Here is an 11,709-nt window from a genome sequence, read left to right as displayed (position 1 = left end):
ACGACGACGAGGTCCGCGCGATGCTGGAACGGACCGGCATGCCCGGGTACACGGATGCCACCATCGTCGACCCGGACCGGTTGTTGGACGAGCTCGCCCACGTACGCAGGGTGGGGTTCGCCACCGACGAGTCGGAACAGGAGGAGGGCGTCCGCTGTGTCGCGATCACGGTGGGGGTCGGGGACGCCGCGGTCGCGGTGTCCGCGTCGGGGCCCGAGGCGAGGTTCACCGAGGAGCGCCGCGACGCCGCCGTCGGGGTCCTGAGGGCGGCGGTCGCGGACCTGCACCCCTGACGCGGAAGGATCCGCCGCCCCGGCCCGGGATCCGCTACCCCTGTGGGGGAGCGGATCCCGGTGTGCGGGCAGCGGATCCTTCCGGGGCTTCGCGGCGGGGCCGTTCTACAGCCCGTTGGCGGCCTTGAACTCGCGGCGACGACGGTGCAGGATCGGCTCGGTGTAGCCCGAGGGCTGCCCGGTCCCCTCGAGGATGAGCTCGCGGGCGGCCTGCCAGGCGATCGACGAGTCGAAGTCCGGCGCCATGTTCCGGTATGCCTCGTCACCGGCGTTCTGCTGGTCGACGATCTCCGCCATCCGGCGCAACGAGTCCTCGACGTCCTCGGCCGTGATGATGTCGTGACGGATCCAGTTGGCGAGCATCTGCGAGGAGATCCGCAGGGTGGCGCGGTCCTCCATCAGGTTGACGTCGTGGATGTCCGGCACCTTCGAGACGCCGATGCCCTGTTCGACCCACCGGACGACATAACCGAGGATGGTCTGGCACGAGTTGTCGACCTCCTCCTTCTTCTCGGCGTCGGTCCAGTTCGTGTCGGTCGCGAGGGGGACGCTGAGGATGTCGTCGACGCTCGCGCGCGGTCCGCCGGCGAGGAGTTCCTCCTGTCGGGACATCACGTTCACCCGGTGGTAGTGGGTCGCGTGGAGGGTCGCGCCGGTCGGCGACGGCACCCACGCGGTGTTGGCGCCGGCCCTCGGCTGCCCGATCTTCTCGGCGAGCATCTCGGCCATGAGGTCGGTCTTGGCCCACATGCCCTTCCCGATCTGCGCGCGACCGCGCAGACCGCAGGCCAGGCCGGTGTCGACGTTGAAGTCCTCGTAGGCGGTCATCCAGCGGGCGGACTTCATCTCACCCTTGCGGATCATCGGGCCGGCCTCCATGGAGGTGTGGATCTCGTCCCCGGTCCGGTCGAGGAAGCCGGTGTTGATGAAGACGACGCGATCGGTGGCCTCGGCGATGCAGGCGGCGAGGTTGACCGAGGTGCGCCGCTCCTCGTCCATGATGCCCACCTTGAGGGTGTTCTCCGGCAGACCGAGGAGCGCCTCGACCCGGCCGAACAGCTCGGTGGTGAAGGCCACCTCGGCCGGGCCGTGCTGCTTGGGCTTGACGATGTAGATGGACCCGGTCCGGCTGTTGCCGCGCTCGTTGCCCGGCGCGATGCCGTGCATGCCCGCCAGCGAGGTGATCAGGGCGTCGAGGATGCCCTCGGGCAACTCGTTCCCCTCCGCGTCGAGGACCGCGGGGGTGGTCATGAGATGCCCCACATTGCGGACGAAGAGCATCGAGCGGCCGTGGAGCCGGACCTCGCCGGATCCGTCGGGCGCGGTGAAGACCCGGTCGTCGTGGAGGACGCGGGTGAAGGTCTTGTCGCCCTTGCTGATCTCCTCGGAGAGGTCGCCCTTCATCAGACCCAGCCAGTTGCGGTAGCCGTGGGTCTTGTCCTCGGCGTCGACGGCCGCGACGGAGTCCTCGAAGTCCATGATGGTGGAGACGGCGGACTCCAGGACAACGTCCTTGACGCCGGCGGAGTCGGTCGATCCGATCGGTGAGTCGGCGTCGATCTGGACCTCCACGTGCAGGCCGTTGTTGCGCAGGAGGACCGAGGTCGGGGCGGCGCCGTCGCCCAGGTAGCCGACGAACTGTGCGGGATCGGCGAGGCCTGTCGTCGCCCCGTCGGCGAGTGTCACCTGCAGTCGGCCGTCCACCACGGTGTAACCCGTGGTGCCGACGTGACTGCCGGAGTCGAGCGGCGCGGCGTCGTCGAGGAACTCGCGGGCCCAGGCGATGACGCGGTCCCCGCGGACCTTGTTGTAGGAGGACCCCTGCTCGGCCCCGCCGGACTCCGGGATCGCGTCGGTGCCGTAGAGCGCGTCGTACAACGAACCCCACCGGGCGTTGGCGGCGTTGATCGCGAAACGCGCGTTCATGATCGGCACGACCAACTGGGGGCCCGCGACCGTGGCGATCTCGTCGTCCACGTTCTGGGTGCTGACCTGAACGGAGTCCGGCTCCGGGACCAGGTAGCCGATCTCCTGCAGGAACGCACGGTAGGTGGCCGGGTCGATCGGGGCGGGGTTCTCGTGGTGCCAGGAGTCGATCCTCGACTGCAGGTCGTCGCGGACGGCGAGCAGCTCGCGGTTGCGCGGGGCTAGGTCGGTGAAGATCTCGGAGACTCCCGCCCAGAACGCGTCGGGATCGACCCCGGTGCCCGGGATCGCCTGGGTGTTGACGAAGTCGTACAGGACCTCGTCGACCTGGACGTCGCCGACGGTGATGCGTTCGGACATCGATGCTCTCCTCACATAGGGACCGTTCTCGCCTCCGACTCTAGTGCCCCCCTGCCGAGGGATCATCCGGGTTTTCCGCAGCGTGGAACGGCGGTCGGATTAGCTAGGATCTGATGGCATGACACCCGCGCCCCCGACCGCCACTCTCGACGGCCTCGCCTTTATCAAGGGGCACGGAACGCTCAACGACTTCGTGGTCCTGCCCGACGACCACGCGGAGGTGGACCTCGACGAGGACCTGGTGCGCGCCGTCTGCGACAGACGGGCCGGCCTCGGCGCCGACGGGGTGCTGCGCATCGCCACCGCGGGTGCACTGTTCGACCAGGGTGTCCTCGCCGTCCTCCCGGAGGGCGTCGACGCCGCGGACTGGTTCATGGACTACCGGAACGCAGACGGATCGATCGCGGAGATGTGCGGGAACGGGGTCAGGGTGTTCGCCCACGCCCTGGTGGCGACCGGCAGGGTCGGGGCCGGCAGGATCCCCGTGGGCACACGATCCGGTCCTCGGCCCGCCGATATTCTGATCCATGACGGTGACCAGGCCGTGGTCCGTGTGGACATGGGCGAGCCCCGGCTTCTCGGGGTCTCGTCCGTGGAGCTCGGTGGCCGGGTGTACGCCGGACTCGCCGTCGACATGGGTAACCCCCACCTCGCGTGCGTGGTCCCGGGCCTGGGGGCCGACGGGTTGCGCGAACTGCCGGTGCACGAGGCGCCCGAGTTCGACACCGGCTTCTTCCCCGCCGGCGTCAACGTGGAGATCGCCACCCCGCTCACCGACGGTCGGGTGTCGATGCGCGTCCACGAGCGAGGATCCGGGGAGACGATGTCCTGCGGCACCGGAATCGTCGCCACGGCCGTCGCGGCCCTCGCCGACGCCGGAGAGGCCACCGGTGACGTGGTGGTGTCCGTTCCCGGGGGAGAGGTCGCGGTGGCCCTGACCGGCGTGGGTTCCACTCTGACGGGGCCGTCCGTGATCGTCGCCGAGGGGCGGTACCGGCGACCGCCACCCGCGCGCCGCACGGAGGCGTCCCGACCGGAATTGTGAGATGATGCCGGTGAATGACTATCGATGACACCGCCCCTGACCGGGCCACACGAGACCATGACCCTTCGGTCGGAGAATTCCAGCTCGAGGAGCGCTCCTCGCTGCGCCGGGTCGTCGGGTTGTCGACCGAACTCCAGGACGTCAACGACGCCGAGTACCGCCAACTCCGCCTCGAGCGGGTCGTGCTGGTCGGGGTCTGGACCGAGGGTACCGCCGCCCAGGCGGAGGCCGCGATGGCCGAGTTGGCACAGCTCGCCGAGACCGCAGGCTCCGAGGTCTGCGACGCGCTGATCCAGCGCCGCGACAAGCCGGATCCCGCCACCTACATCGGTTCGGGGAAGGCCAAGACCCTGAAGGACGTGATCACCGCGACGGGGGCGGACACGGTGATCTGCGACGGCGAGCTCACGCCGGGTCAGCTCATCGCGCTCGAGAAGGTCGTCAACGTCAAGGTGATCGACCGCACCGCGCTGATCCTCGACATCTTCGCCCAACACGCGACCAGCCGTGAGGGTAAGGCCCAGGTGTCGCTGGCGCAGATGGAGTACATGCTCCCGCGACTGCGTGGCTGGGGTGAGGCACTCTCCCGGCAGGCGGGTGGCCGGGCGGGCAGCAACGGAGGCGTCGGACTCCGTGGTCCCGGTGAGACCAAGATCGAGACGGACCGCCGCCGAATCAGGGAGCGCACGGCGAGGCTGCGCCGTGAGATCAAGGGCATGAAGCAGGCCCGGGACACCAAGCGGCATCGCCGTCGCGCCACCCCGGTGCCGTCGATCGCGATCGCCGGGTACACCAACGCCGGGAAGTCGAGCCTGCTCAACCGCTTGACCGGTGCGGGCGTACTGGTCCAGAACGCTCTGTTCGCCACGCTGGACCCCACCACGCGGCGGGCCGAGCTCCCCGACGGGCGGGTCGTGGTCTTCACAGATACGGTCGGATTCGTCCGACACCTCCCGACCCAGCTCGTCGAGGCGTTCCGCTCGACGTTGGAGGAGGTCGTGGACTCCGAGTTGCTCCTGCACGTCGTCGACGGATCGGACGCCTTCCCCCTGCGCCAGATCGAGGCCGTCCGCACCGTCATCAACGACGTCGTGGAAGAGCAGAAGGCCGAGAGGCCCCGCGAACTCGTGGTGATCAACAAGGTCGACGTCGCTGACCCGGTGGTGTTGACGGAACTGCACCACGCCCTGCCGGACGCGGTCTTCGTCTCGGCGGCGACGGGTGAGGGGTTCGACGAGCTCCTCGACCGAATAATGCGGGTGGTCGCCTCCGGGGACACGGAGGTCACACTCGAGATCCCGTTCACCCGGGGTGATGTGGTCTCCCGTGTCCACGCGGAGGGCGCCGTGGTGGACGAGGATCACACGAAGGACGGCACGAGGATCGTGGTCCGGCTTCCGGCCTCCGTGGCCGGAGAGCTCGGGGAGTATCGGGTCCCCGGATCCCGTGACGGTGTCGCCTGACCCCGTCGACGGATCAGGCGACACCCGGTTCCGGCCGGTTCAGAGCTTGCGGAAGACCGTGACGACCTTTCCGAGGATCGTCGCGTGCTCCCCGGGAATCGGACTGAACGACGGGTTGTGGGGCAGGAGCCACACCCCGCTCGAATCCCGGCGGAAAGTCTTGACCGTGGCCTCCCCGTCGATCATCGCCGCCACGATCTCGCCGTTGTCCGCGACGTTCTGACGGCGCACCACCACGTAGTCCCCGTCACAGATCGCGGCGTCGATCATCGACTCGCCGACCACTCTGAGCATGAACAGGTCCCCGGAACCCACCAGGTCGGAGGGGAGGGGGAAGACCTCCTCCACCGCCTGCTCGGCGAGGATCGGACCGCCGGCCGCGATCCGCCCCAGGACAGGGACGTAGACGGGCTCCACGGCCCCGCTGGGACGCGTCTCCTCCTGGGCGGGCGCGCGACGACCCCGGGACCGCTGCCCCGGGACGCCGTGGACGTCGACCGCCCGCGGCTTGTGCGGATCACGGGTCAGGAAGCCCTTCTTCTCCAACGTCCGCAACTGGTGGGCCACCGAGGAGGTCGACTGCAGACCGACGGCGTCACCGATCTCTCGGATGCTCGGGGGATAGCCCCGGTCCTTGACCGTGTCGTGGATGTGCAACAGAACGCTCTTCTGGCGGGTCGTCAGGGCCTCGAAGTCGGGCTTGGGCATGTGGGGGTCCCTTCGGCGAATGGGTGTTCGACGTCGCTATCTGTGTACACCCTACTGCCCGTCGGACGTGAGCGCCACACAGGTGTTCGAAGAAATGTCGCCACGAATGTCGACTCTGTCGGACCCGCGTGATACAACTCTAGGCAGGTTCGGGTTCGAACAGATGTGCACAATAAGGCACACGGGCGTGCGAATGAGGTTCGCACACCGTATCGAGTTGGGAGTTCTCATGACCGTTATGGAGATGCAGCCACGATCGCGTCCCTCCGTGCCCTGGACGGAGGTCTGCGTGACCGATCACGACCGGCCCGTTTCGTCCAGGGTGCGTCCCCGCCCTGATGCCGGGGCCCGTCCCGTCATCCGCACGCTCGACCGGGGGCGCCAGACGGCCACGCGGTCGGTGGCGCCCGGACGGCGAGTGCTCGTCCGCCCCGCGTCCGCGGAAAGGGTCAGGGCATGCGGTAGCGAGGCGAGGTCGAGTGCGCCGGTGGTGGACGATGTGCCGACGTGGGCTCTGGTGGCCTGTGGAATCGTCTTCGGAATCCTGATGCTGCTCGCATTGGCACTCCTGGGCGGGCCCGCCTACGCGTGACCCACGGTATCGCCTCCTAGAATGGACCCGGGACGGCGGCCCGTCGCCCCCGCGCCGCCGTCGGCTCCGGCCGGCGGAGCGGTTCGGACCAGGTCGACGAATGGCGAAGCTGGAATGTACTGCCCCATATGTCACCACGAGGACTCACGGGTGATCGACTCGCGGTCGGTCGACGAAGGGCAGGCGATCCGGCGTCGGCGCGAGTGCCCCGACTGCGGACACCGGTTCACCACCCTCGAGACCCCGTTGTTGACCGTCCTCAAGCGCAACGGTGTGACGGAGCGTTTCAGCCGCGACAAAGTGGTCCGCGGTGTGCGACGCGCGTGCCAGGGGAGGTCGGTCGACGAGGACGCGCTCCGGCGGCTCGCGCAGCAGGTCGAAGACGCTGTCCGGGCCGGCGGCGCCTCAGAGGTCCCCGCTCACGAGATCGGGCTGGCGATCCTGGGGCCTCTACAAGATCTGGACGAGGTCGCGTATCTGCGATTCGCCTCCGTGTACAAACAATTCAGTTCCGCTGCGGATTTCGAGAGCGAGATCATCGCGCTTCGCGAACGGCACGCTGCTCACTAGTCCCGGTCCTCTCCGCGTCGCACCGGGATCGGTTCCTGTGTACGGGCGGTGTGAGGGCTCAACGCGCGTTCCGCCGGGAGAGCGCGGCGGCGACCGCCTTCTCGATCCTCTCGGCGGAGACCGGGCGCGCGGTACCCAGAGACTGCGCGAAGAGGCCGACACGGTATTCGGCCAACATCCACCGGAGATCCCGGGCTGCCCGCGCCCCACCCGGTCGTCGGCGGAGCGCCGCCGTCGCCTCCGCGACAGTGGCCTCCGACTTCTCCAACCGGGCGGCGAGCTCCCGGTACCTCGACGGTGACTTCTCCGCGAGGTCCAGCCTGAGGTCGATCGCCCTCACGTGGCGTTCCAGTTGCGGGAGGACCTCCGCCGGGTGTCGGGCGAGGAATCCCTTTCCCACGAGGAAGTCCAGAGCGGGCCTGACGTCGTCCGCGAGGTCGCGTGGTACCTGGTCCAGCCGGGCGGAGACCGACTGCGCGGCGACCAACGCCGGAAGGGCGGCGGAGATCGAGGCCGTGATGGCGGCCGGCGCCTCGGATCGGGCGCGCGCGCGCACCTCGTCGAAGTCGTGCACGGTGAGTACCGGCTCTCCTCTGCGTCCGGCGATCAGCCGCCCGCACGCCGCCAGCGCCGCGTCCGAGACCAGTCCATCGGCACCCTCGTGGGGATACTGGGTGAGCGCGAGGCGTTGCTCGACCGGACGACCCCGGACTATCGATGCCGCCGAGATCAGGTCCGCTGAGATCAGGGTCAGTACCGCTGTCGTCTGCGCGGCTCGACGTTCCGTCTCTGTGGCGCAGGCGATCCGGTGGATGCCGTCGGGGCGGACCTGCAGGGCCGGGTAGACCGTCACCTCCACACCGTCGACCGTGCCGGTGATCGAGGGCGACAGGTCCCCGATCGTGTCCGCGGTCCACGCCCGATGAGGTCCGTCATCGGGGACGAGTCTGGAGTTGAGCGTGGCACGGACCTTGTCCACCAACCGACTGCGTAGTGCTCCCAGGTCCGTACCGGCCGCGACGACCTCGTCACCGTCGACCACCTCGAAACGCATGCGGAGATGGTCGGGGAGCTGTTCCGGGTGGAACTCGCGGGGCTCGACGGTCGTGCCTATGCGGGCCGAGAGCGCGGCGGCGAGCGCCACGGGGAGCGGTGCCGACCGCGGGGCGAGGTCACCGGCCAGCAGTGCCGCGTACTCGGCGGGCGGGGAACACAGACGCCTCAGGTACTTGGGGAGCGTCCGGAGCATCTCCGTGTACAGCTCCTCGCGCAGGCCGGGGACGAGCCACTCGAAGCCGGACGTCGCGACCGAGGACAGCTGGGGGAGAGGGACCCGCACGGTGATGCCGTCGGAGTCGACCCCCGGGTCGAACGAGTATCTGAGCTCGAAGTCCCGCTCGCCCTGGCGCCAGATCGGCGGGAACTCGGAGGCGGCCGGGGCGGTGTCCGACGTGCGGATCTGCTCGGGGCGAAGACGCAGACGATCCGGGTCCTCCCGGCCCTGCTTACGCCACCACGATTCCAGGTGGCGGCCGGAGGTGATGTCCTCGGGGAGCCGCTCGAGGTAGAACCCGACCAGGGTGTCGTCGTCGATGACGAGGTCGCGGCGTCTACTGCGGGTCTCCAGCTCCCGCGCCTGTTCCACGGCCACGGCGTTCTCCATGATCACCGGGATGCGGGTGGTCCATCGTCCCTCGACGATCCCGTGCCGGACGAGCATCTCCCGCGCGAGCGGTGCGTCGACCCTGGAGAGGAGGATGCGACGCGCCTCGACCACGGGCAGCCCCAGGAGCAGCACCTTCTCGTAGGCCATCGCCGCGCCCTGGGCGTCGGACCAGTGCGGCTCTGAGTACTGGGTGCGGACGAGATGCCCCCCGAGTTGTTCGATCCACACCGGATCGATGCGCGCGACGTCCCGGGCCCACAGTCTGGAGGTCTCGACCAACTCGGAGGCCATGATCCATCGCGGCGGCTTGCGGGCGAGATCGGAACCGGGGAACACCTGGAAGCGGATACCGCGGGTGCCGCGGAACTCCCTGGTGTCCTCGTCCTTCATCCCGACGTTGGTGAGCAGTCCGGAGAGGATCGCCTTGTGGAGGTCGTCCTCCGCGGCGTGACCGGACGGTGGATGCCAGCCCCGCTCGCGGCACATGCTGGTCAACTGGGCGGTGAGGTCCTGCCACTCGCGGATCCGCAACCAGTGCAGGTACTCGGCCTTGCACATTTTCCGGAACGCGCTGCCGGAGAGCTCGCGCCGCTGTTCGGTGAGGTAGCGCCACAGGTTGAGGTAGCCCAGGAAGTCGGAGGACTTGTCGGCGAAGCGCCGGTGGAGCTGGTCCGCCTTGTCGCGCTCCTCGGCGGGCCTCTCGCGGACATCCTGCACGGTCAGGGCCGCGACCACGACCAGGACATCCCCCAGGGCGCCGTTTCGGTGGCCCTCCACGACCATCCGGGCCAGGCGCGGGTCGAGGGGGAGGGACGCCATGTCGCGGCCCACCCTGGCCAGGTGCGGGCGTTCGTCGTCGTCGGTCCGGAGCGCCCCGAGCTCGGTGAGCAACGTCATGCCGTCTCGGACGGCCTTGCGGTCGGGTGGTTCGACGAACGGGAAGTCGTCCACGGCTCCCAGGTCGAGATCGGCCATCGACAGGATGACCGACGCCAGGTTGGTGCGCAGGATCTCCGGGTCGGTGAACTCCGGCCGGGAGTCGAAGTCGTCCTCCGAGTACAGACGGATGCAGATGCCGTCGGCGACGCGGCCGCAGCGGCCGGCGCGCTGTGCGGCGGAGGCCTGCGAGATCGGCTCGATCGGCAGCCTCTGGACCTTGGTGCGGGTCGAATAGCGGGAGATCCGGGCGAGGCCGGTGTCCACGACGTAGCGGATCCCCGGGACCGTCACCGAGGTCTCCGCGATGTTGGTCGACAGGACCACGCGCCGGGTCGAATGCTGACGGAAGGCCCGTTGCTGCTCGGCGGAGGTGAGTCGGGCGAAGAGCGGAAAGATCTCGGTGCTCTTGAATTTCCGCCCCCGGAGCACCTCCTCGGCGTCGCGGATCTCGCGTTCGCCGGAGAGGAAGACGAGTACGTCGCCGTCACCCTCGGCCAGGAGCTCGCCGACCGCATCGGCGAGCGCGTCCAGGGGGTCGAGGTCGATGGTCCGGTCCGCGTGGTCGACCTGGAGCGGCCGGTACCGGATCTCCACGGGGAAGGTGCGACCGGAGACCTCGATGACAGGGGCGGGATGGCCCGCCGGATCCGCGAAGTGGCGGGCGAAGCGGTCGGGGTCGATCGTGGCGGAGGTGATGATGAGTTTGAGGTCCGGCCGCCGGGGCAGGATCTGCCGGAGGTAGCCGAGCAGGAAGTCGATGTTGAGGCTGCGTTCGTGGGCCTCGTCGATGATGATCGTGTCGTAGGCGCGCAGCAGCCTGTCCCGTCGGATCTCGGCGAGCAGTATCCCGTCGGTCATCAGTTTGACCGCGGTGTCGGCACCGGTACGGTCGTCGAAGCGCACGGCCGACCCCACCAGCCGGCCGGTCTCCACCCCCAGTTCCTCGGCGATGCGCTCGGCGACGGACCGGGCCGCCAGCCTGCGGGGCTGGGTGTGGCCGATCATCCCGCGCACGCCGCGGCCGAGTTCCAGACAGATCTTGGGGATCTGGGTGGTCTTCCCGGATCCGGTCTCGCCGGCGATCACCACGACCTGGTTGTCGCGGATCGCCGCCGCGATCTCGTCCTTACGGGCGCTGACCGGCAGTTGTTCCGGATACTCCGGGGTCGGAACCGACTCCGCACGCCGACGCAGACGAGCGGCGGCGGCGTCGATCTGCCCGCCCAGGTCGTCCAACTGGTCGGCGCGGGCCCTGCGGATCCGCGACCGGAGACGGTGGGCGTCGAGGATGCCGACGTCGTCGAGCCGGACCAGGAGATCGTGCCGGGCCCGGCGCAGTTCGGGGGCGGGCGCGGGAGACGTCGACATGGTGTCCGCCAGGGTATCGGGACCCGGTGTGGGGATCGATCCGGGTGTCAGGCCGTGCCACCCTCCCGGCGGGACTGGATGCGGGTGTAGCGCTGGTGCAGTCGCTCCCGGATCTCCTCCGGCTCGTACGACTGCCGCCGGCGTTCGGTCCGTGCGGCGAGGATCCCGGTGGCGGCCACTCCGACCACCCCGGCCGCGCCGACCATCTTGAGCCACTGCCGTCCGCGGGGTGCCATGGCGTCAAGGGTAGATCCTCTCGCCGGGGCACCTGGCAGGATCGCACCATGAGTCTCGACACCGTCCCGCTGGCCGCCGCGGCCCACCGCACCCGGACCGGGGACCTGTGGTTGTTCCGTGGGCGCACGACCGCCGACCGGCTGATCCAGACCCTGACCAATTCCCCCGTGAACCACGTGGGGGTGGCGGTGGTCCTCGACGACCTGCCCCCGCTGCTCTGGCACGCGGAGATGGGCCGGGCGTTGACCGACGTGTGGACGGGGCGTCGGCAACGGGGCGTCCAACTCCACGACCTCGAGGCGGCGGTGCGTCAGTGGACCGGTCCCTACGGACAACGTGCGTGGTTCCGCCAGATCTCCCCGGAGACCGGGTCCCCGCAGGAGGACGCGATCCTGGAGACGATCGCCCGCCTGAACGGCGTGTCGTTCCCGTCTGCGGGGCGGCTGACCGCCCGGTGGGCCCGGGGCCGGTGGGCGGCCCGGGGACGCCACACACCCGATCGCGACTCCGATGCGGGGCCGGGAGCGGGACGGGGCGGCGGT

The 11,709-nt window shown here is 69.5% G+C and carries 9 protein-coding genes; 5 read left to right on the top strand and 4 right to left on the bottom strand.

What is annotated here, in order from left to right; genetic code table 11:
• Positions 1-293, top strand: a 293-nt coding sequence (locus G6017_RS06665; protein WP_182616576.1) for an IclR family transcriptional regulator domain-containing protein, incomplete at its 5' end; no start/stop codon positions are given.
• Between the two features lie 105 nt (positions 294-398).
• Here the strand turns inward: G6017_RS06665 and G6017_RS06660 are convergent.
• Positions 399-2,579: a malate synthase G gene (locus G6017_RS06660; RefSeq protein ID WP_182616574.1), complete on the bottom strand. Its 2,181-nt coding sequence runs from the start codon at positions 2,577-2,579 to the stop codon at positions 399-401.
• 118 nt (positions 2,580-2,697) lie between these two features.
• On the opposite strand from G6017_RS06660, the gene dapF reads away from it, so the two are divergent.
• Positions 2,698-3,624: a diaminopimelate epimerase gene (gene dapF / locus G6017_RS06655; protein WP_182616572.1), complete on the top strand. Its 927-nt coding sequence runs from the start codon at positions 2,698-2,700 to the stop codon at positions 3,622-3,624.
• A 14-nt stretch (positions 3,625-3,638) separates the two neighbouring features.
• Positions 3,639-5,087, top strand: coding sequence for a GTPase HflX (hflX, locus tag G6017_RS06650; RefSeq protein WP_179525408.1), 1,449 nt, complete (start codon positions 3,639-3,641; stop codon positions 5,085-5,087).
• 39 nt (positions 5,088-5,126) lie between these two features.
• Here the strand turns inward: hflX and lexA are convergent, their stop codons facing one another.
• Positions 5,127-5,795: a transcriptional repressor LexA gene (lexA, locus tag G6017_RS06645; protein WP_179525407.1), complete on the bottom strand. Its 669-nt coding sequence runs from the start codon at positions 5,793-5,795 to the stop codon at positions 5,127-5,129.
• 706 nt (positions 5,796-6,501) lie between these two features.
• Between lexA and nrdR the strand changes: the two genes are divergently transcribed.
• Complete coding sequence (gene nrdR / locus G6017_RS06640; RefSeq protein WP_179525405.1) at positions 6,502-6,957, top strand: transcriptional regulator NrdR; 456 nt, start codon at positions 6,502-6,504, stop codon at positions 6,955-6,957.
• Between the two features lie 58 nt (positions 6,958-7,015).
• On the opposite strand, the gene hrpA is transcribed toward nrdR, so the two are convergent.
• Entirely contained in the window at positions 7,016-10,930 is a 3,915-nt protein-coding gene (gene hrpA / locus G6017_RS06635) for an ATP-dependent RNA helicase HrpA (protein WP_182616570.1), read from the bottom strand.
• A 47-nt stretch (positions 10,931-10,977) separates the two neighbouring features.
• Positions 10,978-11,166: a hypothetical protein gene (locus G6017_RS06630; protein ID WP_179525403.1), complete on the bottom strand. Its 189-nt coding sequence runs from the start codon at positions 11,164-11,166 to the stop codon at positions 10,978-10,980.
• Between the two features lie 48 nt (positions 11,167-11,214).
• Between G6017_RS06630 and G6017_RS06625 the strand changes: the two genes are divergently transcribed.
• A partial coding sequence (locus tag G6017_RS06625; RefSeq protein ID WP_182616568.1) for a hypothetical protein occupies positions 11,215-11,709 on the top strand: 495 nt, incomplete at its 3' end.

Origin of the sequence: Dietzia sp. B44, from assembly GCF_014145245.1 — a bacterium.
GTDB classification, from domain to species: Bacteria; Actinomycetota; Actinomycetes; order Mycobacteriales; family Mycobacteriaceae; genus Dietzia; species Dietzia natronolimnaea.
Note: the sequence above shows the minus strand (reverse complement) of the source record. Positions and strands in the feature narration are given on the sequence as shown.

What these genes read in the sequence shown, in the direction of transcription:
- hflX (WP_179525408.1), top strand. Translation starts at nt 3,639, where the DNA reads ATGACTATCGATGACACCGCCCCTGACCGGGCCACACGAGACCATGAC.
- nrdR (WP_179525405.1), top strand. Translation starts at nt 6,502, where the DNA reads ATGTACTGCCCCATATGTCACCACGAGGACTCACGGGTGATCGACTCG.
- G6017_RS06630 (WP_179525403.1), bottom strand. Translation starts at nt 11,166, where the DNA reads ATGGCACCCCGCGGACGGCAGTGGCTCAAGATGGTCGGCGCGGCCGGG.
- G6017_RS06660 (WP_182616574.1), bottom strand. Translation starts at nt 2,579, where the DNA reads ATGTCCGAACGCATCACCGTCGGCGACGTCCAGGTCGACGAGGTCCTG.
- dapF (WP_182616572.1), top strand. Translation starts at nt 2,698, where the DNA reads ATGACACCCGCGCCCCCGACCGCCACTCTCGACGGCCTCGCCTTTATC.
- lexA (WP_179525407.1), bottom strand. Translation starts at nt 5,795, where the DNA reads ATGCCCAAGCCCGACTTCGAGGCCCTGACGACCCGCCAGAAGAGCGTT.
- hrpA (WP_182616570.1), bottom strand. Translation starts at nt 10,930, where the DNA reads ATGTCGACGTCTCCCGCGCCCGCCCCCGAACTGCGCCGGGCCCGGCAC.